This is a genomic window from Pseudomonas bijieensis (genome assembly GCF_013347965.1).
Classification (GTDB): Bacteria; Pseudomonadota; Gammaproteobacteria; order Pseudomonadales; family Pseudomonadaceae; genus Aquipseudomonas; species Aquipseudomonas bijieensis.
In genome coordinates this window covers 6,533,863-6,560,533 of the sequence record NZ_CP048810.1, presented here as the reverse complement: position 1 = coordinate 6,560,533, position 26,671 = coordinate 6,533,863, and the positions used below count along the sequence as shown (strand labels likewise).

Below are 26,671 nucleotides of genomic sequence, written 5' to 3'. Positions count from 1 at the left end.
GCATGAACAGCACGCTTATCCAGACAGACCGTTTCGCCTTGAGCGAAACCGAGCGCTCGGCCATCGAGCACGAGCTGCATCACTACGAAGACCCGCGCGCGGCGTCGATCGAAGCCCTGAAGATCGTCCAGAAGGAACGTGGCTGGGTGCCCGATGGCGCGCTCTACGCCATCGGCGAGATCCTTGGCATTCCGGCCAGCGACGTCGAAGGCGTCGCCACCTTCTATAGCCAGATCTTCCGCCAGCCAGTGGGCCGCCACATCATTCGCGTCTGCGACAGCATGGTCTGCTACATCGGCGGCCACGAGTCCGTGGTCAGCGAAATCCAGAGCAAGCTGGGCATCGGCCTGGGCCAGACCACCGCCGACGGCCGCTTCACCCTGCTGCCGGTGTGCTGCCTGGGCAACTGCGACAAGGCGCCGGCGCTGATGATCGACGACGACACCTTCGGTGACGTCCAGCCTGACGGCGTCGCCAAACTGCTGGAGGGCTACGTATGACCCTGACTTCCTTCGGGCCCGCCAACCGCATCCAGCGTTCGGCCGAAACCCATCCCCTGACCTGGCGTCTGCGTGACGACGGCGAAGCGGTGTGGCTGGACGAATACCAGGCCAAGAACGGCTACGCCGCCGCGCGCAAGGCGTTTGCCGACATGGCTGCGGACGACATCGTCCAGACCGTGAAAGACTCCGGCCTCAAGGGCCGTGGCGGCGCGGGCTTCCCCACTGGCGTGAAGTGGGGCCTGATGCCCAAGGACGAATCCATCACCATCCGCTACCTGCTGTGCAATGCGGATGAAATGGAGCCCAACACCTGGAAAGACCGCATGCTGATGGAGCAACTGCCCCATCTGCTGATCGAAGGCATGCTGATCAGCGCCCGCGCGCTGAAGACCTACCGTGGCTATATCTTCCTGCGCGGCGAATACACCACCGCCGCCAAGCACCTGAACCGTGCCGTGGAAGAAGCCAAGGCTGCCGGCCTGCTGGGCAAGAACATCCTGGGCTCGGGTTTTGATTTCGAGCTGTTCGTCCACACCGGCGCCGGGCGTTACATCTGCGGTGAAGAAACCGCGCTGATCAACTCCCTCGAAGGCCGTCGCGCCAACCCGCGCTCCAAGCCGCCCTTCCCTGCCGCCGTCGGCGTGTGGGGCAAGCCGACCTGCGTGAACAACGTCGAGACCCTGTGCAACGTCCCGGCGATCATCGCCGACGGCGTGGACTGGTACAAATCCCTGGCCCGCGACGGCAGCGAAGACATGGGCACCAAGCTCATGGGCTTCTCCGGCAAGGTCAAGAACCCTGGCTTGTGGGAACTGCCATTCGGCGTTACCGGTCGCGAGCTGTTCGAGGACTACGCCGGCGGCATGCGCGACGGCTACAAGCTCAAGTGCTGGCAGCCTGGCGGCGCCGGTACCGGTTTCCTGTTGCCGGAACACCTGGACGCACAAATGTATGCCGGCGGCATCGCCAAGGTGGGCACCCGGATGGGTACCGGCCTGGCCATGGCGGTGGACGACAGCGTCAACATGGTCTCGCTGCTGCGCAACATGGAAGAGTTCTTCTCCCGTGAGTCGTGCGGTTTCTGCACCCCTTGCCGCGATGGCCTGCCGTGGAGCGTCAAGCTGCTGCGCGCCATTGAAAACGGCGAAGGCCAGGCCGGCGACATCGAGACCCTGCTGGGTCTGGTGGGTTTCCTCGGCCCAGGCAAGACCTTCTGTGCTCACGCACCGGGTGCCGTGGAGCCGTTGGGCAGCGCAATCAAATACTTCCGCCCTGAATTCGAGGCCGGCATCGCGCCAACCCGCGCCGGTGATCTCAATCAGGTGGTCACGCCGACCATGGTCGGCGCGTAACGACGCTTTAAAAGGCGAAGGGTCCGTGCCCTTCGCCTTTCGTCCGATGACGCCTTTTACCCAGGCTGTTTGGATTCGGACGAATAACAAGATTCCATTAGCCACGCCCGCTGACACCGGGCCAACGAAGAACTTTGAACCATGGCCACTATCCACGTAGACGGCAAAGAGCTCGAAGTCGATGGCGCAGACAACCTGTTACAGGCATGTCTGTCCCTGGGCCTCGACATCCCTTATTTCTGCTGGCACCCCGCCCTTGGCAGCGTAGGCGCCTGTCGCCAATGCGCGGTCAAGCAGTACACCGACGAAAACGACAAGCGTGGTCGGATCGTCATGTCCTGCATGACCCCCGCCACCGACGGCAGCTGGATCTCCATCGACGACGAAGAAGCGAAAGTGTTTCGCGCCAGCGTCGTCGAATGGCTGATGACCAACCACCCTCACGACTGCCCGGTCTGTGAAGAAGGCGGTCACTGCCACCTGCAAGACATGACGGTGATGACCGGCCACAACGAGCGCCGTTATCGCTTCACCAAGCGCACCCACCAGAACCAGGACCTCGGCCCGTTCATCTCCCACGAGATGAACCGCTGCATCGCCTGCTATCGCTGCGTGCGTTTCTACAAGGACTACGCCGGTGGCACCGACCTGGGAGTGTTCGGTGCCCACGACAACGTGTACTTCGGTCGCGTCGAAGACGGCACCCTGGAAAGCGAATTCTCCGGCAACCTCACCGAGGTCTGCCCGACCGGTGTGTTCACCGACAAGACCCACTCCGAGCGCTACAACCGCAAGTGGGACATGCAATTCTCGCCGAGCATCTGCCATGGCTGCTCCAGCGGTTGCAACATTTCTCCGGGCGAGCGCTACGGTGAACTGCGTCGCATCGAGAACCGCTTCAACGGTTCGGTGAACCAGTACTTCCTGTGCGACCGTGGCCGTTTCGGCTATGGCTACGTCAACCGCAAGGATCGTCCACGCCAGCCACTGCTGGCGGGCGGCGCCAAACTGAGCCTGGACGAAGCGCTGGACAAGGCCGCCGAACTGCTGCGCGGACGCAACATCGTCGGCATCGGCTCGCCACGGGCCAGCCTGGAAAGCAACTACGCCCTGCGTGAACTGGTCGGCGCCGAGCACTTCTACAGTGGCATCGAGGCCGGCGAGCTGGAACGCATCCGCCTGGTCCTGCAAGTGCTCAAGGACAGCCCGCTGCCGGTGCCGACGATGCGCGACATCGAAGACCACGACGCAGTGTTCGTCCTTGGCGAAGACCTGACCCAGACCGCCGCGCGCATGGCCCTGGCCCTGCGCCAGTCGGTCAAGGGCAAGGCTGAAGACATGGCCGACGCCATGCGCGTACAGCCATGGCTCGACGCCGCCGTGAAGAACATCGGCCAGCACGCATTGAACCCGCTGTTCATCGCCAGCCTCGCCGAAACCAAGCTCGACGACGTCGCCGAAGAATGCGTCCACGCCGCCCCTGACGACCTGGCGCGCATCGGTTTCGCCGTGGCCCACGCCCTGGACGCCAGCGCCCCGGCAGTCGACGGCCTGGACAGCGAAGCCGCCGCCCTGGCCCAGCGCATCGCCGATGCCCTTTTGGCAGCCAAGCGCCCACTGATCATCGCCGGCACCTCCCTGGGTTCCAAGGCCTTGATCGAAGCCGCCGCCAACATCGCCAAGGCCTTGAAGCTGCGGGAGAAGAACGGTTCCATCAGCCTGATCGTGCCGGAAGCCAACAGCCTCGGCCTGGCCATGCTCGGTGGCGAATCGGTGGACGCAGCGCTGCAAGCGGTGATCGACGGCAGCGCCGACGCCATCGTGGTACTGGAAAACGACCTGTACACCCGCACCGACAAAGCCCGGGTGGACGCCGCCCTGAACGCCGCGAAAGTGCTGATCGTCGCCGACCATCAGAAAACCGCCACCACCGACCGCGCCCACCTGGTGCTGCCGGCGGCGAGCTTCGCCGAAGGCGACGGTACGCTGGTCAGCCAGGAAGGCCGCGCCCAGCGCTTCTTCCAGGTATTCGACCCGACTTACCTGGACGCCAGCATCCTGGTTCACGAAGGCTGGCGCTGGTTGCATGCCCTGCGCTCGACCCTGCTGAACCAGCCGGTGGACTGGACGCAACTGGACCATGCCACCGCCGCCTGCGCCGAGAGCAACCCGCAACTGGCCCGGATCGTCGATGCCGCACCGTCGGCCTCGTTCCGCATCAAAGGCCTGAAGCTGGCGCGCGAACCGCTGCGCTACAGCGGTCGCACCGCCATGCGCGCGAACATCAGCGTGCATGAGCCGCGTACCTCCCAGGACAAGGACACTGCGTTCTCGTTCTCCATGGAAGGCTACTCGGGTTCGACCGAGCCGCGCTCCCAGGTGCCATTCGCCTGGTCGCCGGGCTGGAACTCGCCACAAGCCTGGAACAAGTTCCAGGACGAAGTCGGCGGTCACCTGCGTGCCGGCGACCCGGGCACACGCCTGATCGAGAGTCAGGGCGATGGCCTGAGCTGGTTCGCCAGCGTGCCGCGCGCCTTCAACCCGGCACCGGGTACCTGGCAGGTCGTGCCGTTCCATCACCTGTTCGGCAGCGAAGAGAACTCTTCCAAGGCCGCGCCGGTGCAGGAACGCATCCCAGCCGCCTATGTATCGCTGGCCAAGTCCGAAGCCGACCGCCTGGGTGTCAACGATGGCGCCCTGCTGAGCCTGAACGTGGCCGGCCAGACCCTGCGCCTGCCGCTGCGCATCAATGAAGAACTGGGCGCCGGCCTGGTGGCCCTGCCAGCTGGCCTGGCGGGTATCCCACCGGCGATATTCGGCAAAACCGTCGACGGTCTGCAGGAGGCAGCGCAATGAGCTGGTTCACCCCTGAAGTGATCGCTGTGATCCTGACGGTCCTCAAGGCCATCGTGATCCTGCTGGCCGTGGTGGTCTGCGGCGCGTTGCTGAGCTTCGTCGAACGTCGCCTGCTGGGCTGGTGGCAGGACCGCTACGGTCCGAACCGCGTCGGCCCGTTCGGCATGTTCCAGATCGCCGCCGACATGATCAAGATGTTCTTCAAGGAAGACTGGACGCCGCCGTTTGCCGACAAGGTGATCTTCACCCTGGCACCGGTCGTGGCCATGAGCGCCTTGCTGATCGCCTTCGCGATCATCCCGATCACCCCGACCTGGGGCGTGGCGGACCTGAACATCGGCCTGCTGTTCTTCTTCGCCATGGCCGGCCTGTCGGTGTATGCGGTGCTGTTCGCCGGCTGGTCGAGCAACAACAAGTTCGCCCTGCTGGGCAGCCTGCGGGCCTCGGCCCAGACCGTGTCCTACGAAGTGTTCATGGGCCTGGCGCTCATGGGCATCGTGATCCAGGCCGGTTCGTTCAACATGCGCGACATCGTCGAGTACCAGGCCCAGAACCTGTGGTTCATCATTCCGCAGTTCTTCGGTTTCTGCACCTTCTTCATCGCTGGCGTGGCCGTGACTCACCGTCACCCCTTCGACCAGCCGGAAGCGGAACAGGAACTGGCCGACGGTTACCACATTGAATATGCCGGCATGAAATGGGGCATGTTCTTCGTCGGTGAGTACATCGGCATCATCCTGATCTCGGCATTGCTGGTGACGTTGTTCTTCGGTGGCTGGCACGGTCCGTTCGGCATCCTGCCGCAACTGTCCTTCGTCTGGTTCGCCCTGAAGACCGCGTTCTTCATCATGCTGTTCGTCCTGCTGCGCGCCTCGATCCCGCGCCCACGCTACGACCAGGTGATGGACTTCAGCTGGAAATTCTGCCTGCCGCTGACCCTGATCAACATGCTGGTGACCGCTGCGATCGTTTTGATGAACGCGCCTGCGGCCGCGGTTCAGTGAGGATTTGACCCATGTTCAAATATATTGGCGACATCGTTAAGGGTACCGGTACCCAACTGCGAAGCCTGGTCATGATCTTCGGCCATGGCTTTCGCAAGCGCGACACCCTGCAATACCCGGAGGAGCCGGTCTACCTGGCGCCGCGTTACCGTGGCCGTATCGTCCTGACCCGCGACCCCGACGGCGAAGAACGCTGCGTGGCCTGCAACCTGTGCGCCGTGGCATGCCCGGTGGGTTGCATCTCGCTGCAGAAAGCTGAAACCGAAGACGGTCGCTGGTACCCGGACTTCTTCCGCATCAACTTCTCGCGCTGCATTTTCTGCGGCCTCTGCGAGGAAGCCTGCCCGACCACCGCGATCCAGCTCACGCCGGATTTCGAGATGGCCGAGTTCAAACGTCAGGACCTGGTGTACGAGAAAGAAGATCTGCTGATTTCCGGTCCCGGTAAAAACCCTGATTACAACTTCTATCGTGTTGCAGGTATGGCCATTGCCGGTAAGCCAAAAGGCGCCGCGCAGAACGAAGCCGAACCGATCAACGTGAAGAGCTTGCTGCCTTAAGGAAGAAAGATGGAATTCGCTTTCTATTTCGCATCGGGTATTGCAGTGGTGTCCACGCTTCGCGTGGTCACCAACACCAACCCCGTGCACGCCCTGCTCTACCTGATCATTTCGCTGATCGCCGTGGCCATGACCTTCTTCGCCCTCGGCGCGCCGTTCGCCGGTGCCCTGGAAGTGATCGCCTACGCCGGCGCCATCATGGTGCTGTTCGTGTTCGTGGTGATGATGCTCAACCTCGGCCCGGCCGCGGTCCAGCAGGAACGCTCCTGGCTCAAGCCCGGCATCTGGGCTGGACCGGTGATCCTGTCCGCCCTGCTGCTGGGTGAACTGCTGTATGTGCTGTTCGCTCACCAGAGCGGCCAGGCCATCGGCCACACCACCGTAGGCGCCAAGGCCGTGGGCATCAGCCTGTTCGGTCCGTACCTGCTGGTGGTCGAACTCGCCTCGATGCTGCTGCTTGCCGCAGCCGTCACGGCGTTCCATTTGGGCCGTAACGAGGCGAAGGAGTAATCACATGCCTGCTATCCCTCTCGAGCATGGTCTGGCGGTTGCCGGCATCCTGTTCTGCCTCGGTCTGGTCGGCCTGATGGTCCGCCGCAACATTCTGTTCGTGCTGATGAGCCTGGAGGTCATGATGAATGCCTCCGCCCTGGCCTTCATCGTCGCGGGCGCTCGCTGGGCGCAGCCGGATGGACAGATCATGTTCATCCTGGTGATCAGCCTGGCAGCCGCCGAGGCCAGTATCGGCCTGGCGATCCTGTTGCAGCTGTATCGCCGCTTCCACACTCTCGATATCGACGCTGCCAGCGAGATGCGCGGATGAACCTACTCTTTCTGACTTTCGTATTCCCCCTCATCGGTTTCCTGCTGCTGTCGTTCTCTCGTGGACGCTGGTCGGAAAACCTTTCGGCGCTGGTTGGCGTGGGTTCCATCGGCCTGTCTGCCATCGTCACGGCCTACGTGATCTGGCAATTCAACGTCGCCCCGCCCGAAGGCGGTGTGTTCGTGCAGGTGCTGTGGCGCTGGATGGCGGTGGAAGGCTTCACGCCGAACTTCGCCCTCTATCTGGACGGCCTGTCCCTCACCATGCTCGGCGTGGTGGTCGGCGTGGGTTTCCTGATCCACCTGTTCGCCTCCTGGTACATGCGCGGTGAAGCCGGTTATTCGCGCTTCTTCGCCTACACCAACCTGTTCATCGCCAGCATGCTGTTCCTGGTGCTCGGCGATAACCTGCTGTTCCTGTACTTCGGCTGGGAAGGCGTGGGCCTGTGCTCGTACCTGTTGATCGGTTTCTACTACAGCAACCGCAACAACGGTAATGCCGCACTCAAAGCGTTCATCGTGACCCGGATCGGCGACGTGTTCATGGCCATCGGCCTGTTCATCCTGTTCCAGCAACTGGGCACGCTGAACATCCAGGAACTGCTGGTCAAGGCGCCGGAACACTTCAAGGTCGGTGACTTCTGGATCGTCCTGGCGACCCTGATGCTGCTGGGTGGCGCCGTCGGTAAATCCGCGCAACTGCCGCTGCAAACCTGGTTGGCGGACGCGATGGCCGGCCCTACCCCGGTTTCGGCACTGATCCACGCCGCGACCATGGTCACCGCCGGTGTCTACCTGATTGCCCGTACCCACGGCCTGTTCGCCCTGGCGCCGGACATCCTGCACCTGGTCGGCATCGTCGGCGGCGTGACCCTGGTATTGGCCGGTTTTGCCGCGCTGGTACAGACCGACATCAAGCGCATCCTCGCCTACTCGACCATGAGCCAGATCGGCTACATGTTCCTGGCCCTGGGCGTCGGTGCCTGGGAAGGCGCGATCTTCCACCTGATGACCCACGCCTTCTTCAAGGCCCTGCTGTTCCTTGCCTCCGGTGCGGTGATCGTTGCCTGCCACCACGAGCAGAACATCTTCAAGATGGGCGGCCTGTGGAAGAAACTGCCGCTGGCCTACGCCAGCTTCATCGTCGGCGGCGCGGCCCTGGCGGCCCTGCCACTGGTCACCGCCGGTTTCTATTCCAAGGACGAGATCCTCTGGGAAGCGTTCGCCAGCGGTAACCAAGGCCTGCTCTATGCCGGCCTGGTGGGTGCGTTCATGACCTCGCTGTACACCTTCCGCCTGATCTTCATCGCGTTCCACGGTGAGGCCAAGACCGAAGCCCACGCCGGCCACGGCATTGCCCACTGGCTGCCACTGTCGGTGCTGATCGTGCTGTCGACCTTCGTCGGCGCCATGATCACCCCACCGCTGGCCGATGTGCTGCCGCAAAGCGTCGGCCATGCCGGCGGCGAAGCCAAGCACAGCCTGGAAATCGCCTCGGGCGCCATCGCCCTGGCGGGTATCCTGCTGGCCGCCCTGCTGTTCCTGGGCAAGCGTCGTTTCGTCACGGCCATCGCCAACAGCGGCATCGGGCGTTTCCTTTCGGCCTGGTGGTTCGCCGCCTGGGGCTTCGACTGGATCTACGACAAACTGTTCGTCAAGCCATACCTTGCGATCAGCCACATTCTGCGCAAAGACCCGCTCGACCAGACCATTGGCCTGATCCCGCGCATGGCCAAGGGCGGCCACACTGCCCTGAGCCGTACCGAGACCGGTCAACTGCGTTGGTATGCGGCTTCCATGGCGGCTGGCGCCGTGCTGGTTATCGGCGCCATCGTGCTGGTAGCGGTCTGATATGAACCTTGCGAACTTGCGAAAGGAAACGAGCCCGTCATGATTCTGCCCTGGCTAATCCTGATCCCCTTCATCGGCGGCCTGCTGTGCTGGATCGCGGAGCGCTCCAGCTCCACGCTCCCGCGCTGGATTGCGCTGCTGACCATGTCCCTGGAACTCGCGCTCGGCCTCTGGCTGTGGGCGACCGGCGACTATTCATTCGCTCCGGCCCCTGGCGCCGATCCGACCTGGGCGCTTGAATTCAAGCACGCCTGGATCGCGCGCTTCGGCATCAGCGTGCACCTGGCCCTCGACGGCCTGTCGCTGCTGATGATCCTGCTGACCGGCCTGCTGGGTATCCTCTCGGTCCTCTGCTCCTGGAAAGAGATCCAGCGCCACGTCGGTTTCTTCCACCTGAACCTGATGTGGATCCTGGGCGGTGTCGTCGGCGTGTTCCTGGCGCTGGACCTGTTCATGTTTTTCTTCTTCTGGGAAATGATGCTGGTGCCGATGTACTTCCTCATCGCGCTCTGGGGTCACAGTTCTTCGGACGGCAAGAAAACCCGGATCTACGCGGCGACCAAGTTCTTCATCTTCACCCAGGCGTCCGGCCTGATCATGTTGGTGGCGATCCTTGGCCTGGTGCTGGTCAACTTCAACAACACTGGCGTGATTACCTTCAACTACGCCGACCTGTTGAAAGTGCAGATGTCCAAGACCACCGAGTACGTGCTGATGCTGGGCTTCTTCATCGCCTTCGCGGTGAAGCTGCCGGTGGTGCCGTTCCACTCCTGGCTGCCGGACGCCCACGCCCAGGCACCGACCGCAGGTTCCGTGGACCTGGCGGGTATCTTGCTCAAGACCGCGGCCTATGGCCTGCTGCGCTTTGCCCTGCCGTTGTTCCCCAACGCCTCGGCGGAGTTCGCACCGATTGCCATGACCCTGGGCCTGATCGGGATTTTCTACGGTGCATTCCTGGCCTTCGCCCAGACCGACATCAAGCGCCTGATCGCCTTCTCCAGCGTTTCGCACATGGGCTTCGTACTGATCGGGATCTACTCCGGCAGCCAGTTGGCCCTGCAAGGCGCGGTGATCCAGATGTTGGCTCACGGCCTGTCGGCCGCCGCACTGTTTATCCTCAGCGGTCAGTTGTACGAGCGTCTGCACACCCGGGACATGCGTGAGATGGGCGGCATCTGGTCGCGTATCGCCTACCTGCCGGCCATCAGCCTGTTCTTCGCGGCCGCGTCCCTGGGGCTGCCGGGCACCGGCAACTTCGTCGGCGAGTTCCTGATCCTGATCGGCACCTTCGCCAGTGCGCCATGGATCACCGCCATCGCGACGTCCGGCCTGGTGTTCGGTTCGGTCTACTCGCTGATCATGATCCACCGCGCCTACTTCGGCCCGTCCAAGTCGGACGAAGTGCTGCGCGGCATGGACGGTCGCGAACTGATCATGGTGCTCGGCCTTGCGGTGCTGCTGGTTTACCTCGGCGTTTCCCCGCAGCCGTTCCTCGACACCTCTGCCGCCACCATGCATGGCGTGCAGCAGTGGCTCGGCACCGCCTTCTCTCAACTCGCTTCGGCCCGGTAAGAGCGCTATGGAATTCACGATTCAACACTTTATCGCGCTTGCGCCGCTGTTGATCACCAGCGCCACGATCATCGTGGTGATGCTGGCAATCGCCTGGCGCCGCAATCACTCACAGACCTTCCTGCTGTCGGTGGCGGGGCTGAACCTGGCCCTGCTGTCGATTCTGCCGGCCCTGAAAGTCGCGCCCCTGGCGGTCACGCCGTTGATGCAGATCGACAGCTTCGCCTGCCTCTACATGGCGTTGATCCTGGTCGCCACCCTGGCCTGCGTCACCCTCGCCCACGCCTACCTCGGCGATGGCGGTTCGGGTTACCCGGGCAACCGCGAAGAACTGTACCTGCTGATCCTGATGGCCGCCGCCGGTGGCCTGGTGCTGGTCAGCGCCCAGCACCTGGCCAGCCTGTTCATCGGCCTGGAACTGCTGTCGGTACCGGTCTACGGCCTGGTGGCCTACGCCTTCTTCAACAAGCGCTCCCTGGAAGCCGGCATCAAGTACATGGTGCTGTCGGCGGCCGGTTCCGCGTTCCTGTTGTTCGGCATGGCCCTGCTCTACGCCGAAGCCGGCACCCTGAGCTTCGTCGGCATCGGCCAGGCCCTGGCGGCCACCGGCCTGCCTAGCCCGATCGCACAACTGGGCCTGGGCATGATGCTGATCGGCCTGGCGTTCAAGCTGTCGCTGGTACCGTTCCACCTCTGGACCCCGGACGTCTACGAAGGCGCCCCGGCGCCGGTGGCGGCGTTCCTGGCCACCGCGTCGAAAGTGGCAGTGTTCGCGGTGATGGTGCGGCTGTTCCAGATCTCGCCAGTGGCCAGCAGCGGTGTGCTGAGCAACGTACTGACCATCATCGCCATCGCGTCGATCCTGTTCGGTAACCTGCTGGCACTGACCCAAAGCAACCTCAAGCGTCTGCTGGGTTACTCGTCCATCGCTCACTTCGGTTACCTGCTGATCGCTCTGATCGCCAGCAAGGGCCTGGCCGTGGAAGCCATCGGCGTGTACCTGGTCACCTACGTGATCACCAGCCTCGGCGCCTTCGGCGTGATCACCCTGATGTCCTCGCCGTACAACGGCCGCGACGCTGATGCCCTGTACGAATATCGCGGCCTGTTCTGGCGCCGTCCGTACCTGACCGCCGTGCTGACCGTGATGATGCTGTCCCTGGCCGGTATCCCGCTGACCGCCGGTTTCATCGGTAAGTTCTACATCATCGCCACCGGCGTCGAGGCTCACCAATGGTGGCTGGTCGGCTCCCTGGTGCTGGGCAGTGCCATCGGCGTGTTCTACTACCTGCGCGTCATGGTCACCCTGTACCTGATGGAACCGAACCTGCGTCGCCACGATGCCGAGTTGCACTGGGAGCAAAAGGCAGGCGGCGTGATGCTGCTGGCCATCGCCGTGTTGGCGTTCTTCCTCGGTGTGTACCCGCAGCCGTTGCTGACCCTGGTCCAGCAGGCAGGCCTGACGGGCTGATGCCTGGATGCTGTAGCCAATCGAAAAAGCCCGTATCGCGAGATACGGGCTTTTTTTTGGCTGATGAAAACCAAAGCCCTGCGCACCGAGCAACGTGGAATCCATCCAGGCGACATGACGTCCAAATGCTCCAGCAGGGCTATCCTTGAGACCAGCCAACTGGCACGTGTTGAAGGAGAGATGCGGTTGAAAGTCGATTTTGAATGCGTGGTCGTGGGTGCTGGCGTTGTCGGGCTTGCCGTGGCTCGGGAGATGGCCCGGGCTGGTCACGAGGTGCTGCTGATCGAGGCGGGTGAAGCCATCGGCATGGGCATCAGTTCGCGCAACTCCGAAGTCATTCATGCCGGCATCTATTACCCAACGGGTAGCCTCAAGGCGCAGTTGTGCGTCGAAGGTCGGCACAGGTTGTATGACTATTGTGAGCACCACGGTGTCGAGACCCGCCGCCTCGGCAAGTTGATCGTTGCCAAGGACGAGACGCAGAAGGCCGGGCTCAACGCCCTGTTCGAACGAGGCCTGGCCAATGGCGTGGACGACCTGCGCTTGCTCGATCGGCAACAGGCGCTGGAACTGGAGCCCGCCCTGGCGTGCGTCGCCGCGCTGTATTCGCCCTCCACCGGTATCGTCGATTCCCACGCCTTGATGTTGGCCTTGCAGGGTGACGCCGAAGCGGCCGGGGCGACTCTCGCGTTTCATACGCCTCTGTCGAGCGCACGGATCAGTGCCGATGGCTTTCTGCTGGAATTGGGCGGCACGGCGCAGATGAGCCTGTCCTGCCGCCGACTGATCAATGCCGCCGGCCTACAGGCACCCGCCCTCGCCCGCCGCATCGACGGCCTGGCGCCGCAAACGGTGCCCGACGACCACCTCTGCAAGGGCAACTACTTCAGCCTGGCCGGACGGGCGCCGTTCCGGCACCTGGTCTACCCCGCGCCGGAAGCCGCCGGCCTGGGCATCCATATGACCCTGGACCTCGCGGGCCAGGCGCGTTTCGGCCCCGATGTCGAATGGGTCGAGCGCGAAGACTACCGAGTCGACCCGGCCCGGGCCGAAGCCTTCTACCCGGCGATCCGCAATTACTGGCCAGACCTGCCGGACCAGAGCCTGCAACCGAGCTATAGCGGCCTGCGTCCGAAAATCTCCGGCCCGGGCGAGCCTGCCCGTGACTTTCTCATCAGCAGCCCAGCCGAACATCAGGTTCCGGGATTGATCAACCTGTTCGGGATTGAATCGCCAGGGCTGACCTCCTGCCTGGCGATTGCCACACGGGTCCGGCAACTGATTGCAAGCGTTTAGCCATAGCGCAAAGTGCAAGGCGTTTTCCCCAGCCTCTTGCAGCTTGCACGAACATAAAACCAGCGACAAATTCAACCAATTGTTTTTAAACAACTTTTTATTAAGGCCCAACTGGCACGGCTGATGCAATTTACCTCTTACACGGCGTTGGCGCTTGAAGCCAACCCGTAACCGTGAATTGCCTGGAGCTACTATGAACGCCATCGACCTGTTGAAAGCCGACCACGAACGCGTCAAAGCCATCCTGACTCAACTGAGCGAGTCGACCGACCGTGCCGTGAAAAAACGCACTGACCTGTTGGCGAAACTGGAAATGGAAATTTCCATCCATACACGCCTGGAAGAAGAAATTCTTTACCCGGCTTTCAAGCAGGCAGGGGGCAAGGACGAGGCCGAAATGTATTACGAGGCCAAGGAAGAACACCGCACCGTCGACTCACTGGTACTACCGGACCTGAAAACCACCGATCCAACCCAACCGGAATTCGCCGGTCGAGTGAAAGTGGTCAAGGAACTGCTTGAGCACCACATCGAGGAAGAAGAAAAAGAAATGTTCCCCCTCGCGAAAAAACTGCTGGGCAAGGCAAAACTCGATGCCCTGGGTGCAGACATGGAAACCATGAAAGCGCAGTACAAAAAAGAACTGAGTAGCGCCAACCTCGCCGCCTGATCGAAGCGCCGTGGATGCTTCAGCCGTCATGGGACGGCTGAATGCGTCGCGGCGCTTTACTGCATTTGTTCACGCAAGAATTCCACCAACGCCTGCACCGGGCGTGCACTTTGTCGGTGCTGGGGATATACCGCCGACAGCGCCAACGGTTCGGTCTCGAAGCCTTTCAAGACCTGGACGAGTCGCCCATCCTTCAAGGCATCGCCCAGGATGAACGTCGGCAGATAGGTGATGCCCATGCCGGCAATGGCCGCGTCCCTGAGCAAATCACCGTTATTGGCGCGCATGCGCCCTGTGACCTCCAAGGTCAGTAGTTTGCCAGCGCCCACGAAACGCCACTGCATCTGGCGGCTGTGACCATAGGGCAAACACTCGTGGTTGCGCAGGTCTTCGGGCCGCGCGGGTGTGCCTCGTTGTGCCAGGTAGGTCGGGCTGGCGCAATACACCCGTTCGATGGTCGCGATGCGCCGGGCAATCAGCGTCGAATCCTCAAGCACACCGATGCGCAGCGCCAGGTCATAGCCCTCCCCCAACAGGTCCACCGAGCGGTCGCTCAGGTCCACCTCGACGCTGACGCCCGGATAGCGTTGCAGAAACAACGGCAACAAGCTGCCCAGGTGCGCCATGGCGAAGGACAGCGGCGCGCTGAGGCGGATGGTGCCGCGAGGCTCGCTGGTTTGGCCGCTGATGCCCTGCTCCACTTGTTCGACTTCATTGAGCAGGCGCAGTGCCGCTTCGTAGTAGCGCTGGCCCAGGGGCGTCACGTCGAGCCGGCGGGTCGAGCGATTGAGCAGGCGCACGCCCAGGCGCTGCTCCAGCTCCATGAGCTTGCGACTGACGAACTGCTTCGACAGCCCCAGCTTGTCCGCCGCAGCGGTGAAACTGCCCGACTCCATGACCTGGGCAAAGATGCGCATTTCTTCGAAGGGGTTCATTGTCATTCCAGGGTGGACAGTCAAGGTGAACTGTTGGGCATTGTGGTTGGGATGAGACAGGTTGGGAAGGTGTCGCATGTGCTGCTGTCATCGCGAGCAGGCTCGCTCCCACAAGGGGTTCGTGGTGAACATGGAGCCCGAGAACACTCGATGACATTGTGGGAACGAGCCTGCTCGCGATGACGGCAGATCAGTTTGCCGAAACGTTGATGGCTGGCACAAAAACGCCCGCACAAGGCGGGCGTCGTCCAGCAGTAACCGCCATGCTTACTTGGCCGTCAGCGCCGAGTAGCTGTTCATCAGGTTACGGTAGTTCGGAATGCGCTGGGACAACAGGTTGCCCAGGCCTTCGATGTCGTTGCGCCAGTCGCGGTGCAGCTCACAGGCCACCGAGAACCAGTTCATCATCTGCGCGCCGGCAGCGGTCATGCGCACCCAGGCGGCCTGTTGCACGGTTTCGTTGAATGTGCCCGAGGCGTCGGTGACGACGAATACATCGAAACCTTCGGCCAGTGCCGATAGGGTCGGGAACGCCACGCAGACATCGGTCACCACGCCGGCGATGATCAGTTGCTTGCGGCCGGTGGCCTTGATCGCCTTGACGAAATCTTCGTTGTCCCAGGCATTGATCTGGCCTGGACGCGGGATGTACGGCGCGTCCGGAAACATTTCCTTGAGTTCCGGCACGATCGGGCCGTTGGGACCTTTTTTCGAAGCTGGTGGTCAGGATGGTCGGCAGTTCGAAGAACTTCGCCAGGTCGGCCAAAGCCAATACGTTGTTCTTGAACTCGTTCGGCGAGAAGTCCTGGACCAGGGAAATCAGGCCGGTCTGGTGATCGACCAGCAGGACGACCGCGTCGTCTTTGTTCAGACGGTTGTAGGCGGGAACGTTGCTCATGGGATGACTCCTTTGGGATGGATGTTTCAAAAACTGTGGGAGCGGGCTTGCTCGCGAAAGCGGTGTGTCAGCTTGCTGACGTTGTCGGATGTGCCGACGCATTCGCGAGCAAGCCCGCTCCCACAGGAGGATCTGTGTGTAATCAGTCAGAAGGCAAAGCAGGAGCAGCCAAACGCGCCCCAGAAGCCTTGGAAATCGCTGACCGGCACGTTCGACAGCCGCGCCCGTTCATGGCTGTGGGCGTGCACCGTGCACGGACCGCTGCACTGGTGAACCTGCGCCTGCAACGGGGAAGTCGGGCGCCAGTGGCCCGGGACCTTGACCACCGGGGACCAGTCCGGCAGCACCGGGACGCTGGCCGGGCCGAGTTTTTTCGAAGTCGCCGGCGGCGTACACCACCTTGCCGTCCACCACGGTCAGCACCGACTCGATCCACTTGATGGCTTCTTCCTCGACGCTGAAGAAGTCCGCGCTCAGGGCCGCCAGGTCCGCCAGTTGGCCAACCTTGATCTGGCCTTTCTTGCCCTGCTCCGAGGAGAACCAGGCGCTGCCATGGGTGAACAGTTCCAGCGCGGTCAGGCGCGGCAGGCCTTCTTCGTGCAACGAGAGGCCGCCGACGGTGCGGCCGCTGACCATCCAGTACAGTGAGGTCCAAGGGTTATAGCTCGACACCCGGGTAGCGTCGGTGCCGGCACCCACCGGCACGCCCTCGGCGAGCATGCGCTTGATCGGCGGCGTGGCTTCGGCGGCCTTGGCACCGTAGCGGTCGACGAAGTATTCACCCTGGAAGGCCATGCGATCCTGGATCGCGATACCACCGCCCAGCGCCCGCACGCGCTCGATGTTCTTCGGCGTGATGGTCTCGGCGTGGTCGAAGAACCACGGCAGGCCGTTGAACGGAATGTCGCGGTTGACCTTCTCGAACACGTCGAGCATGCGGCTGATGGATTCGTCATAAGTGGCGTGCAAACGGAATGGCCAGCGCTGCTCCACCAGATGCCGGACCACCGGCTCCAGGTCCTGCTCCATGCCCGGCGGCAGGTCCGGACGCGGCTCGAGGAAGTCCTCGAAATCCGCCGCCGAGAACACCAGCATTTCCCCGGCGCCGTTGTGCCGCAGGAAATCGTCGCCCTGGTGCAACTTGACGCTGCCGGTCCAGTTCTTGAAGTCGCTGAGTTCTTCCTTGGGCTTCTGAGTGAACAGGTTGTAGGCGATGCGCACCGTCAACTGCTGCTCGCGGGCCAACTGCTCGATCACCGCGTAGTCGTCCGGGTAGTTCTGGAAACCGCCGCCGGCATCGATGGCACTGGTCAGGCCCAGGCGATTGAGTTCACGCATGAACTGGCGCGTGGAGTTGACCTGATATTCCAGCGGCAGCTTCGGCCCTTTGGCCAGCGTCGAATAAAGGATCATCGCGTTAGGCCGTGCCACCAGCATGCCGGTGGGCTCACCCTTGCTGTCACGCACGATCTCACCGCCTGGCGGGTTCGGCGTGTCACGGGTGTAGCCGGCCACCCGCAGCGCGGCACGGTTGAGCAAGGCGCGGTCATACAGATGCAAGACGAACACCGGGGTGTCGGGAGCCGCCTGGTTGAGTTCTTCCAGGGTCGGCATGCGTTTTTCGGCGAACTGGAATTCGTTCCAGCCGCCCACCACGCGCACCCATTGCGGCGTCGGTGTGCGGTCGGCCTGGTCCTTGAGCATGCGCAAGGCATCGGCCAGGGACGGCACGCCTTCCCAGCGCAGTTCGAGGTTGTAGTTCAGGCCACCGCGGATCAGGTGCAGGTGCGAGTCGTTGAGCCCGGGGATGACGGTGCGGCCCTTGAGATCGATGACTTGGGTGCCGCTGCCGCGCAGGGCCATGGCCTCGGCGTCGGTCCCTACCGCGACGAAACGCCCCTGGCTGATGGCGACCGCACTGGCGCGGGGCTTTTCACGGTCGACGGTATGGAACTGGCCATTGAACAGAATCAGATCGGCGTTCATCGGATTTCCTTCTGGATGAGTAGAGGCAAGGGACAGCCGCGGCCAGAAAGCCGCCGCAGCACTGAGCAAGGACCCGGCGGCGAGCAATTGGCGGCGCAGCGGATCAGTTGGGTCGTCCTTATTGGCCATGGCCGGGCTCCAAATGTTCGTGGGCTTTGGAGGCCTCAAGCCAAGGTGCGAACAAACGGGTCGCCAGCGGCATGCACACGTACACCACCGAGAGCACGATGGTCAGGGTGATCAGGAACGTCGCCACCACGTAGTTGGAAAGAAAGGCGTTGAGTTGCAGCAACGGCCCCCAGATCAGCGGCACCAGCAAGGTGTGCGGCAGAATCACCAGCAATGTCACCACGGCCTGCTTCCAGCGCGGCGGCGGTGTGGCCGCATCGGCCAGCGGGGTGAACCAGAATTCCTTGTGCGCCCCGACTTCGGTCTGATCACCGTCAGCCAGCAACGGCGTGGCCTCCTCCACCAGCTCGCGGCGCTCCGGGGAATCCAGCCAGCGTTGCATGGCCTCGGTGGAGCAGAAACGCAGCACGCAAGTGAATAGCGCCAGCCCGCCCTGCTTGCCGCGCACCACATCCACTCCCAAGTGCCCCGGCCACTGGGCGGCGACACGCACCGTGCGACGCAACCAGGCCTCGTAGGCCGCGTCCTGGCCGGCCTTGATCCGGTGCTTGACCACCAGGGTCACGATTTCATCAAAGCCAGGTCTGGCCGGGCTCGCGGTGGATTCAACGGTTTGAGATTCAGACATGGCGAAGCACTCCAACAAAACGCGTGTTCATCGCCAGGCGTCCAGGCCCGGCAATCAATACGCTGGTAAATACGATCAGCAACAACCAGCCGAACTGCCCTTCTTCCAGGCTCCATTGCGGGTGCACCACCAGCAGCGCCACGGCCAGCAGAAACAGGATCGGCAGGCACGCCAGGCGCACCAGCACACCGGCCATGATCAGCAGCGGACACAGCACCTCGGCAAAAATCGCCAGGACCAGGGTCGGCGCCGCGCCAAGGTGAAACGGGTCTTCGATGCGGGTCAGCTCGACGCTGTAATGCAACAGCTTCGGCAGCCCATGGACCCAGAGCAAAAACAGCGCACCACTCAGGCGCAGGAACAACAAGCCCAGATCCTGCAGGGAACGTTCGTCAGAGGTATTCATCGGTGAGCTCCGACCGGGTCCGCCAAGGCGGCCGCCGGCAACGGTTGGGACATGTGACTGGCAATACGCGAGCGCAACCAGCGCTCGGCCGGGTCGTTGTCATGCACACCGCTCCAGACCATCGACAACTCAGCGGCATTGATCTCGAACGGCGGGTCCTCGGCCCGCAACGCGCAGCCTTCCACCAACGCGCAGGCGGCGTAGTCGGGCACGGTGGCGATCAGTTCGGTACCGGCCAGCAAAGCCCGCAACCCGCTGAACTGCGGCACCGCCAGCACGACTTTGCGGGCCCGGCCGATGCGGGCCAGGTCCAGGTCGATGTTGCCGCTCAGGTCACCCGAGAACGAGACCATGGCGTGGGGCCGCGCGCAGTATTCGTCCAGGGTCAGTGGCCCCGGGCGCTTGTCGCCACGCAAGACCTTGCAAGGGATGTCCCGCAGTTTCTTGCGCTTGGCGTTGGCCGGCAGGTCGGTGGTGTAGCTGACCCCTACGCTGATTTCACCGCTGGCCAGCAGCGACGACATCAGCAGGAAATTGGCCCGGCGCACCACCACGATGATCCCCGGCGCTTCTTCGCGCAGTTGGCTCAGCAACGGAGGAAACAGGCCGAACTCGGCATCGTCGGACAGCCCGATGCGAAACACATCGCAGCTGGTGGACGGATCGAACGCCTTGGCCCGGCTGACCGCGCTGGAAATCGTGTCCATGGCCGGTTGCAGTTCTTGCAGGATCGCCAGGGCCCGTGGGGTCGGTTCCATCCCGCGACCATGGCGGATCAGCAACGGATCATCGAACAGATCCCGTAAGCGTCCCAGCGCCGCGCTCACCGCCGGCTGGCCCATGAACAGCTTTTCGGCGACGCGGGTCAGGTTTTTCTCGAACATCAGTGCCTCGAAGATCACCAGCAGGTTCATGTCGAGACGGCGTAAATCGTTGCGGTTCATGGGTGTTATTCCTGTTGAATGCCGATCCTGTGGGAGCGAGGCTGCTCGCTCCCACAGGTCTGCGGCTTGGTCAACCCTGGATGAACGCCAGCAGATCCGCGTTCAATCGGTCCTTGTGGGTGTCGGTCAGGCCGTGGGGCGCGCCGGGGTAGACCAACAGCTGCGAGTTCTTGAGCAACTTGGCGGCGGCAATGCCGGCGGTTTCGATGGGGACCATCTGGTCGTCATCGCCATGGACCACCAGGGTCGGCACGTCGATGTTGCGCAGGTCTTCGGAAAGATCGGTCTCCGAGAACGCCTTGATGCAGTCGTAGGTGTTCTTGTGGCCGGCGAGCATGCCTTGCATCCAGAACCAGTCGATCATGCCTTGGGAGACTTTGGCGCCTGGACGGTTGGCACCGAAAAACGCGCTGGCCACATCTTTGTATAGCTGAGAACGGTCGGCCAGGGAGGCCTGGCGGAAGCCGTCGAACACTTCGATGGGCAGGCCGCCAGGGTTGGCCGGGGTCTTGAGCATCAGCGGCGTTACCGCCGAGATCAGGCCGAGTTTGGCGACACGGGCGGAGCCATGACGACCGATGTAGCGCGCCACTTCACCACCGCCGGTGGAGAAACCCAGCAGCACCGCATTCTTCAGCTCCAGGCGTTCGATCAGCTCGGCCAGGTCATCGGCGTAGGTGTCCATGTCATTGCCGTCCCAGGGCTGGCTGGAGCGCCCGTGCCCACGGCGGTCATGGGCGATCACCCGGTAGCCGTTGGACGCCAGGAACATCATCTGCGCCTCCCAACTGTCCGAGTTCAACGGCCAGCCGTGGCTGAAGACCACCGGTTGACCACTGCCCCAATCCTTGTAGTAAATCTCGGTGCCGTCGCGGGTGATGAAGGTGCTCATGACATGACTCCTTGAGGTGGGTGGATCGCTTTATGGTCCGATCAGGAGAGGCATCTGCGTGAGTTAAACGTTGTTAATTTTTTTTGGAACTGGGAGCTTTTGTGGCGAGGGAGCTTGCTCCCGCTGGGCTGCGCAGCAGCCCCAGGACTGTCACCTCGGTGTGCCAGATTGATGGGAGATGCGGCCTTTTTGGGGCCGCTTCGCGACCCAGCGGGAGCAAGCTCCCTCGCCACGAGGCTCGTCGACTGGAAGGCTGGGAGTAGAGCCTGCGCCGTTGCGCTTGAAGCCAAACCTGAGGAATATGCTCGGGTAAAGCCCAGGCATCGGGACCAGAACATTGAGAGCACCATGAGCCAATACCTCAGCTTGCCCGTCGAACAGACGGTGCATTTCGGCCCTTATCGGGTCCATCCGCGCCAGCGCCTGGTATTGGAGGGTGGGCAACCGTTGCGCCTGGGACGGCGGGCCGTGGAGATTCTGCTGGTGTTGCTCGAACACGCTGGCGAGGTGGTGAGCAAGCAGCAATTGATCGCCCGGGTCTGGCCCAGGAGCGTGGTGGAAGACACTAACCTGCGCGTGCACGTCGCGGCACTGCGCAAGGCTCTCGGGGATGGCCAGGCCGGGCAGCGCTACATCGTCACCGTGGCGCAGCGCGGTTATAGCTTTGTCGCGCCGCTGTCATTCGAACCCCTCGACCAGTTGGCGCATATCCCCCATCCGTCGTTGGCGCGCAACCTGCCGTTGCAGCGCACGCGCATGATCGGACGCCAGGCCCTGGTGGAAAACCTGGTGGCCCAGTTGCCACGAAAGCGTTTCATTACCCTGGTCGGCACCGGCGGCATCGGCAAGACCACCGTCGCCCTGCGGGTCGCTGAACGGCTGATCGGCCACTATCGTGACGGCACTCATCTGCTGGACCTGGCGTCGCTCAACGATGCGGCCATGATCGCCCCAAACCTGCGTGCATTGCTGGACCTGCCACTGCAGGACGGTGATCCGCTGGACGCCATCGCCCGCCAGCTCAAGGAGCGGCATCTGCTGCTGGTGATCGACAACTGCGAGCACCTGATCGACGCCATCGCCCAGCTCAGCGAAACCTTGCTGCGTGGCGCTCCCCACCTGCACATCCTGGCCACCAGCCGCGAAGGCCTGCGTGCCGAAGGCGAACACGTACAGCGCCTGGACGCCCTGGCGTTCCCGCCCCGGGAAATGCCCATCGAGGGTTATCCCGCCCTGGAGTACCCGGCGCTGCAACTGTTTGCCGAACGTGCGATGGCCAGCCGTGACGACTTCGAACTGACCGACCGCGAGGTGCCGTTGGTGATCGACATCTGCCAGCGACTGGACGGCATTCCCTTGGCCATTGAACTGGCCGCCGGACAACTCGGTCGTTTCACCCTGGAGGAACTGCACCGGCAATTGCAAGACAGCGTCGCCCTGCTTCACAACGACACCGACGCCGCACCGCGCCAGCAAACCTTGCGCGCCACGCTGGACTGGAGCTTCGCGCTGCTCACGACGTGCGAGCAAACCTGTTTGCGCCGGCTGGCGGTGTTCATGGGCAGTTTCAACCTGGCCTCCGCCGCCGCGGTGATCATTGGCCAGCATGTCGCGCCCGACCAGGTGCTGGTGTCGATCAGCCAGTTGGTCGCCAAATCGTTGCTCAATGTAGAGATCGGCGATGAAGAGGTGCGCTATCGCCTGCTGGACACCACCCGCAGCTATGCCTTGGAGCGACTGACCGAAGCCGGGGAGCTGGCAGTGAGCCAGGAACGCCACGCCGAGCGCTGCCTGGCGCTCATGGGGCAGGCGGAAAACGATTGGGACAACACGCCCACCCGATTGTGGATCGCCCGCTACGCCGACTATCGCGACGACATCCGTGCGGCACTCGACCGAGGCCTGGGTCCGCAGGGTTCACACGCCGTGGCGATCCGCTTGACCGCCCGCACCCTGCCCCTCTGGCAGGAGCTGTCGCTGCTCAAGGAACATGGCCTCTACGTCAACAAGGCGTTGCAATTATTGCGGGCCAGCCCCGCTCCCTGCCCACGCTTGACCCTGGCCCTGGAACTGGCCCACGCCAGTTTCAACTACCACACCGAGGGCGGCACGCCGGCAACGGTCCGAGCCTTTGCCACCGCCCGGCAGTTGGCCCGGCAATGCCAGGACCTGGCCGGTGAGCTGCGGGCCGTGTCCGGGCAAATGACCGTCGACCTCAGCTGCGGCAACTACCAACAGGCCCTGGCACACAGCCTGGATTTCGACCGATTGGGCTTGCAGGGCGACCCGATCCTGTCCTTGAGCACTCAACGCCTGCGGGTGCTGGCGTTGCATTTCATCGGCGACCAGGGCGCGGCGCGGCGCGATGCCGAACAGGTGATCCAGCGCCTGGCCCAGAGCGGCCACCTCAGCCGTTTCAGCCACGGTTTCGGCGTGCAATACGACCAGAGCGTGGCCGCGCTGACGATTCTGGCACGCATCCTCTGGCTGCAAGGTTTTGCCGAAAAAGCCCGACGCACCGCCAACCTGGCGTTACAGATCGCCTTGCAGATCAACCACGGCATTTCGATCTGCTACACCCTGGCGCTGACCGGTTGCGTGATCGCCCACTACAACGGCGATCATTCGACCGCCCGGGAAAGGCTCGAGCTGTTGAAGCAGCAGGCCAAGAAACATTCGGTGATGCTGTTCCATGACTGGGCTTGCCATTACGCCTGCGCATTCGATGGCCAACCCCTGGCAACGAGCTCGACGAGCGGACTGATCCAGGACATCGCCGTCACCCTGCGCAGCGACTTTGTCGTCCCGGCGCAAATCGAACGGGCGCGCAGTGGCGCCGCGGGTTGGTGTTCGGCGGAGATCCTGCGGGCCGACGCTGAAACCCTGCTGGCGCAGAACGAGCCGTCCCTCGTGAAGCCAGCCGAAGCACAACTGCTGGCTGCCCTGGCCGTGGCCCGTCGCCACAATGCCTTGGCCTGGGAACTGCGCAGCGCCACGTCCCTGGCGCGCTTGTGGCAACGCCAGGGGCAAGCCCACGCCGCGCAGGCGCTGCTTGGGCCCGTCTATCGACGCTTCACCGAAGGTTTCGACACCCCCGACTTATTGGAAGCCAGCGCGCTGCTCCAGGAGCTGACCCGCCGGTTGGGGCCTTGAAGGCCGGGCGCCCCAAGCACCTTGCAACACATAACGCCGATGAAACACAGGCCACTGACCACTGCGCCGCAATTTGTCCATGGCATAGGTGCGAATAGTGTGGAGCAGATAGAAGCGAACCCCTTCGGCGCGCGGCTCGACCATCAGCAGTGATACGCTCGCCAGCCTCGACAGCAGGCCGGGCAATGGTCCGACACTCAGTTCAGCGCAACTGATCACGGCCAGCGCAGCCTTGAGCGTGAACGGCCCCTCGAACACCGCCAGGCGCTGGAATACGGTTCGTTCGTCAGCGCTCAAACGTTCGAAACTCGAGTCCAGCACCGCTTCCAGGCTTCGGTGTCGAGCCACCGCCGTACGCCGCCCGTGACTCAAGAGTGACAAACCGTAATCCAATTGCTCCAGGACCCCCGCCACTCCCAAGGCATCGACCTGGGCCGCCGCCAGTTCCAACGCCAGTGGCAACCCGTCCAGGCGCTGGCAAATCTGTGCAAGGATCGGCCAGTCGCGACTACCCGGCTTGAACCCCTGCTGCCGGGCGCCCACCCGCTCGATCAGTAACTGCACCGCCGGGCACGCCTCGATCTGGTGCTCAGGTTCCTGGGGCGACGCCACGGCCAGCCCCGGCAGGGACACCAGCCTTTCATCCGGCAAGTCCAAGGCTTCGCGACTGCTGAGCAACACCGACACCCCAGGCGCCGCTGCAGCCAGTGCCTGGACCAGTTCCCGACAGCCATCGAGCACCTGCTCGCAACCGTCGAGCACCAGCAACATCCGACAGGGTTCGAGGCAGCGGACCAAAGAACCGTGCCCCAGGCCCAGCACGCCGGCCACCTGCGCCATCACTTGCGCGGGATCGCCGGCAGCCACCAGGTCAACGAACCAGGCACCGTCGTCAAAATGCTCGAGCAGCAACTCCGCCACCCGCAACACCACGGTCGTCTTGCCAACCCCGCCCGGGCCGACCACGGTGGTCAGGGGTTGATGGGGTACTTGCGCCAGTAGCCGCCCCAGGACTTTGTCACGACCGACCACCGGGCTCAGGCGGGCGGGCAGGTTGTGCCGTTCGACCCGGCAGCTGAAAGGCGACTCGACGCCCCCTTGCGCCGCCAGGGGCAACGCAAGGCAATAGCCTTGCCGAGGATGATTGAGGATATAGCGAGCGCCGTCCCGGCCGTCACCGAAAGCCCGCCGCAGCGCCGCGATGTGCACCCGCAGGTTGATGTCCTCCACGACGCTGTCAGGCCACACCTGTGCAATGAGTGTCTGCTTACTGACATAGCGGCCGGCATGCTCCACCAGCACCTGCAAAACATCCAGGGCGCGGCCGCCCAGCGCGATGGGCTGGCCGTCACGGGTGACCAGCCGCTGCTGCCGGTGGAAGACGAACGGACCGAAGCTCAGCGCCGGCTCGCTGTCGGGTTTGACGAAACTGTTCATGGGCGATCCAGCGCCGGATAACCGGTCCGGGCATCAGTGTGCGGATCAACGAACACGTCTGCCCCGGCTCCCGCGCATCCTTTCCAAAGGGTTCGCCGTTATCTTGGCAGGCACAGGCTTCAGGACAATGCTGGCACAGGGAGCACCACGGACATCACGGTGCCCTGGACGGACACCGATGGCTCAACTGAACTGCTGACGATATTGCACCGGGGTCAGGCCGAGCTTTTCACTGAACAAAAAACGCATGTGCCGGACACTGCCAAACCCACTGCGAAACGCCACAGTCTTGAGGGGCAGGTCGGTGGTCTCCAGCAACTGACGCGCCCGGTCGATGCGCGCGCCCTGCAGGAACTCCATGGGCGTCATCTTCACTTCACGGGCGAAGACCCGGGCGAAATGCCGCGCGCTCATGGCGGCCAACGCGGCCATGCGCTCGATGGTGAAGGGTTCTTCCAGATGTTCCATCACATGATTCTGCACCCGGGTAATGGCCGACTCCTGCGTCGACACCGCCGCCACCGAGGGGCTGAACTGCGCCTGTCCGCCCTGGCGTTTCATCACCACCAGCAACACCTTGGCCACGTCCAACGCCACTTTGCGGCCATGGTCCTGGGCGACGATGGACAGGGCCAGGTCGATCCCGGCGGTAACGCCGCCAGAGGTGATCAGGCGCCTGTCCTGCAGGAATATCTTGTCGGTCTCGACCACGGCCTTGGGGAATCGTTGGATCAGGCGTTCGGTGTAATGCCAGTGGGTGGTGACGCGATAACCGTCGAGCAAGCCCGCTTCACCGAGTACGAAGGCCCCGGTGCAGATGGAGCCGTAGCGCGTAGCCCGCTGCGCCGCGGCCCGCAGCCAGGTGTGCAATCCCGGGTGCTGGTCGTTATAGGCCCCCGGCCCGCCCGGCACCAGCAACACGTCATAGGCCGCCCATGCCTGGTCGATATGGATATCGGCCAGCACCGTCACGCCGTTGGACGCCCGCAACGGCCCGCTCTCGGTCCCCAGGGTCAGCAGTTGATAACGCTGTTCCGCTGCCAGGTAGCGATTGGCGATGGAAAACACCTCGAGAGGCCCGGACATGTCGAGCAGCAGAAAATCCGGGAACAGCACCATTGCAACGGTTTTCATCGAGAAAGACGCCAAAAAATCCAGAAACTGTAAATACCCCCCTGTGGGAGCGAGCTTGCTCGCGATAGCGGTAGGTCAGTCGCACTGGTGCTTGGCTGATCCAACGCCATCGCGAGCAGGCTCGCTCCCACAGGTTTTGTGTAGCTCAAAAACCTCAGCATTATGTCGAAGC

The 26,671-nt window shown here is 63.1% G+C and carries 20 protein-coding genes and 2 pseudogenes; 13 read left to right on the top strand and 9 right to left on the bottom strand.

The window, feature by feature from the left end; genetic code table 11:
- Positions 1-2: 2 nt before the first annotated feature.
- The 12 genes from nuoE to GN234_RS29090 all read left to right on the top strand — a co-directional run bounded on the left by nuoE (position 3) and on the right by GN234_RS29090 (position 13,957).
- Complete coding sequence (gene nuoE / locus GN234_RS29145; protein WP_109755558.1) at positions 3-500, top strand: NADH-quinone oxidoreductase subunit NuoE; 498 nt, start codon at positions 3-5, stop codon at positions 498-500.
- The gene (nuoF, locus tag GN234_RS29140) at positions 497-1,855 is read left to right on the top strand and encodes an NADH-quinone oxidoreductase subunit NuoF (RefSeq protein WP_109755559.1); all 1,359 of its coding nucleotides are present in this window, start codon (positions 497-499) and stop codon (positions 1,853-1,855) included. The genes nuoE and nuoF overlap by 4 nt, the downstream gene beginning before the upstream one ends.
- Before the next feature lie 141 nt (positions 1,856-1,996).
- The gene (nuoG, locus tag GN234_RS29135; protein ID WP_176689465.1) at positions 1,997-4,711 is read left to right on the top strand and encodes an NADH-quinone oxidoreductase subunit NuoG; all 2,715 of its coding nucleotides are present in this window, start codon (positions 1,997-1,999) and stop codon (positions 4,709-4,711) included.
- Complete coding sequence (nuoH, locus tag GN234_RS29130; protein ID WP_025212983.1) at positions 4,708-5,715, top strand: NADH-quinone oxidoreductase subunit NuoH; 1,008 nt, start codon at positions 4,708-4,710, stop codon at positions 5,713-5,715. The genes nuoG and nuoH overlap by 4 nt, the downstream gene beginning before the upstream one ends.
- 11 nt (positions 5,716-5,726) lie before the next feature.
- On the top strand, positions 5,727-6,275 hold the full coding sequence (nuoI, locus tag GN234_RS29125) for an NADH-quinone oxidoreductase subunit NuoI (RefSeq protein WP_003180051.1): 549 nt from the start codon (positions 5,727-5,729) through the stop codon (positions 6,273-6,275).
- Positions 6,276-6,284: 9 nt separating this feature from the next.
- On the top strand, positions 6,285-6,785 hold the full coding sequence (gene nuoJ / locus GN234_RS29120) for an NADH-quinone oxidoreductase subunit J (protein WP_003180049.1): 501 nt from the start codon (positions 6,285-6,287) through the stop codon (positions 6,783-6,785).
- 4 nt (positions 6,786-6,789) lie between these two features.
- Positions 6,790-7,098: an NADH-quinone oxidoreductase subunit NuoK gene (gene nuoK / locus GN234_RS29115; RefSeq protein ID WP_003180046.1), complete on the top strand. Its 309-nt coding sequence runs from the start codon at positions 6,790-6,792 to the stop codon at positions 7,096-7,098.
- Positions 7,095-8,948 carry an NADH-quinone oxidoreductase subunit L gene (nuoL, locus tag GN234_RS29110; RefSeq protein WP_109755561.1) on the top strand — a complete coding sequence of 618 codons (1,854 nt, stop codon included), beginning with the start codon at positions 7,095-7,097 and terminating at the stop codon, positions 8,946-8,948. Before nuoK ends, nuoL begins: the two co-directional genes overlap by 4 nt.
- Positions 8,949-8,987: 39 nt before the next feature.
- Positions 8,988-10,520 carry an NADH-quinone oxidoreductase subunit M gene (gene nuoM, locus GN234_RS29105; protein WP_109755562.1) on the top strand — a complete coding sequence of 511 codons (1,533 nt, stop codon included), beginning with the start codon at positions 8,988-8,990 and terminating at the stop codon, positions 10,518-10,520.
- A 7-nt stretch (positions 10,521-10,527) separates the two neighbouring features.
- On the top strand, positions 10,528-11,991 hold the full coding sequence (gene nuoN / locus GN234_RS29100; RefSeq protein ID WP_063320468.1) for an NADH-quinone oxidoreductase subunit NuoN: 1,464 nt from the start codon (positions 10,528-10,530) through the stop codon (positions 11,989-11,991).
- 186 nt (positions 11,992-12,177) lie between these two features.
- Positions 12,178-13,287 (top strand): NAD(P)/FAD-dependent oxidoreductase, encoded by a 1,110-nt coding sequence (locus GN234_RS29095; RefSeq protein WP_109755640.1) that lies wholly within the window; start codon positions 12,178-12,180, stop codon positions 13,285-13,287.
- A gap of 193 nt (positions 13,288-13,480) precedes the next feature.
- On the top strand, positions 13,481-13,957 hold the full coding sequence (locus tag GN234_RS29090; protein WP_109755564.1) for a hemerythrin domain-containing protein: 477 nt from the start codon (positions 13,481-13,483) through the stop codon (positions 13,955-13,957).
- A 56-nt stretch (positions 13,958-14,013) separates the two neighbouring features.
- On the opposite strand, the gene GN234_RS29085 is transcribed toward GN234_RS29090, so the two are convergent.
- The 7 genes and pseudogenes from GN234_RS29085 to GN234_RS29055 form a co-directional block, all read right to left on the bottom strand.
- Positions 14,014-14,892 carry a LysR family transcriptional regulator gene (locus tag GN234_RS29085; RefSeq protein WP_176689464.1) on the bottom strand — a complete coding sequence of 293 codons (879 nt, stop codon included), beginning with the start codon at positions 14,890-14,892 and terminating at the stop codon, positions 14,014-14,016.
- Between the two features lie 267 nt (positions 14,893-15,159).
- Positions 15,160-15,790 (bottom strand): annotated as a pseudogene (gene ycaC, locus GN234_RS29080) (isochorismate family cysteine hydrolase YcaC).
- Positions 15,791-15,936: 146 nt separating this feature from the next.
- Positions 15,937-17,776: pseudogene (locus tag GN234_RS29075) on the bottom strand (amidohydrolase).
- A gap of 118 nt (positions 17,777-17,894) precedes the next feature.
- Positions 17,895-18,533, bottom strand: a complete 639-nt coding sequence (locus tag GN234_RS29070) for an antibiotic biosynthesis monooxygenase (protein ID WP_109755567.1) — start codon at positions 18,531-18,533, stop codon at positions 17,895-17,897.
- Entirely contained in the window at positions 18,526-18,939 is a 414-nt protein-coding gene (locus GN234_RS29065; protein ID WP_109755568.1) for a DoxX family protein, read from the bottom strand. The genes GN234_RS29070 and GN234_RS29065 overlap by 8 nt, the downstream gene beginning before the upstream one ends.
- Entirely contained in the window at positions 18,936-19,883 is a 948-nt protein-coding gene (locus GN234_RS29060) for a LysR family transcriptional regulator (RefSeq protein ID WP_109755569.1), read from the bottom strand. The genes GN234_RS29065 and GN234_RS29060 overlap by 4 nt, the downstream gene beginning before the upstream one ends.
- A 70-nt stretch (positions 19,884-19,953) precedes the next feature.
- The gene (locus GN234_RS29055; protein WP_109755570.1) at positions 19,954-20,775 is read right to left on the bottom strand and encodes an alpha/beta fold hydrolase; all 822 of its coding nucleotides are present in this window, start codon (positions 20,773-20,775) and stop codon (positions 19,954-19,956) included.
- 348 nt (positions 20,776-21,123) lie between these two features.
- Between GN234_RS29055 and GN234_RS29050 the strand changes: the two genes are divergently transcribed.
- Positions 21,124-23,928 carry an ATP-binding protein gene (locus tag GN234_RS29050; RefSeq protein WP_176689463.1) on the top strand — a complete coding sequence of 935 codons (2,805 nt, stop codon included), beginning with the start codon at positions 21,124-21,126 and terminating at the stop codon, positions 23,926-23,928.
- Here GN234_RS29050 and GN234_RS29045 read toward each other — a convergent pair.
- Together GN234_RS29045 and GN234_RS29040 are read right to left on the bottom strand one after the other, a co-directional pair.
- Entirely contained in the window at positions 23,875-25,365 is a 1,491-nt protein-coding gene (locus GN234_RS29045; RefSeq protein WP_109755572.1) for an ATP-binding protein, read from the bottom strand. The genes GN234_RS29050 and GN234_RS29045 overlap by 54 nt on opposite strands.
- A 183-nt stretch (positions 25,366-25,548) precedes the next feature.
- The gene (locus GN234_RS29040; RefSeq protein ID WP_176689462.1) at positions 25,549-26,499 is read right to left on the bottom strand and encodes a GlxA family transcriptional regulator; all 951 of its coding nucleotides are present in this window, start codon (positions 26,497-26,499) and stop codon (positions 25,549-25,551) included.
- Positions 26,500-26,671 lie beyond the last annotated feature (172 nt).

Excerpts from the sequence above, each read along its gene's own strand:
- nuoE (WP_109755558.1), top strand. The coding sequence starts at position 3 with ATGAACAGCACGCTTATCCAGACAGACCGTTTCGCCTTGAGCGAAACC.
- nuoF (WP_109755559.1), top strand. The coding sequence starts at position 497 with ATGACCCTGACTTCCTTCGGGCCCGCCAACCGCATCCAGCGTTCGGCC.
- nuoG (WP_176689465.1), top strand. The coding sequence starts at position 1,997 with ATGGCCACTATCCACGTAGACGGCAAAGAGCTCGAAGTCGATGGCGCA.
- nuoH (WP_025212983.1), top strand. The coding sequence starts at position 4,708 with ATGAGCTGGTTCACCCCTGAAGTGATCGCTGTGATCCTGACGGTCCTC.
- nuoI (WP_003180051.1), top strand. The coding sequence starts at position 5,727 with ATGTTCAAATATATTGGCGACATCGTTAAGGGTACCGGTACCCAACTG.
- nuoJ (WP_003180049.1), top strand. The coding sequence starts at position 6,285 with ATGGAATTCGCTTTCTATTTCGCATCGGGTATTGCAGTGGTGTCCACG.
- nuoK (WP_003180046.1), top strand. The coding sequence starts at position 6,790 with ATGCCTGCTATCCCTCTCGAGCATGGTCTGGCGGTTGCCGGCATCCTG.
- nuoL (WP_109755561.1), top strand. The coding sequence starts at position 7,095 with ATGAACCTACTCTTTCTGACTTTCGTATTCCCCCTCATCGGTTTCCTG.
- nuoM (WP_109755562.1), top strand. The coding sequence starts at position 8,988 with ATGATTCTGCCCTGGCTAATCCTGATCCCCTTCATCGGCGGCCTGCTG.
- nuoN (WP_063320468.1), top strand. The coding sequence starts at position 10,528 with ATGGAATTCACGATTCAACACTTTATCGCGCTTGCGCCGCTGTTGATC.
- GN234_RS29090 (WP_109755564.1), top strand. The coding sequence starts at position 13,481 with ATGAACGCCATCGACCTGTTGAAAGCCGACCACGAACGCGTCAAAGCC.
- GN234_RS29085 (WP_176689464.1), bottom strand. The coding sequence starts at position 14,892 with ATGAACCCCTTCGAAGAAATGCGCATCTTTGCCCAGGTCATGGAGTCG.
- GN234_RS29070 (WP_109755567.1), bottom strand. The coding sequence starts at position 18,533 with ATGTCTGAATCTCAAACCGTTGAATCCACCGCGAGCCCGGCCAGACCT.
- GN234_RS29065 (WP_109755568.1), bottom strand. The coding sequence starts at position 18,939 with ATGAATACCTCTGACGAACGTTCCCTGCAGGATCTGGGCTTGTTGTTC.
- GN234_RS29060 (WP_109755569.1), bottom strand. The coding sequence starts at position 19,883 with ATGAACCGCAACGATTTACGCCGTCTCGACATGAACCTGCTGGTGATC.
- GN234_RS29055 (WP_109755570.1), bottom strand. The coding sequence starts at position 20,775 with ATGAGCACCTTCATCACCCGCGACGGCACCGAGATTTACTACAAGGAT.
- GN234_RS29050 (WP_176689463.1), top strand. The coding sequence starts at position 21,124 with ATGAGCCAATACCTCAGCTTGCCCGTCGAACAGACGGTGCATTTCGGC.
- GN234_RS29045 (WP_109755572.1), bottom strand. The coding sequence starts at position 25,365 with ATGAACAGTTTCGTCAAACCCGACAGCGAGCCGGCGCTGAGCTTCGGT.
- GN234_RS29040 (WP_176689462.1), bottom strand. The coding sequence starts at position 26,499 with ATGAAAACCGTTGCAATGGTGCTGTTCCCGGATTTTCTGCTGCTCGAC.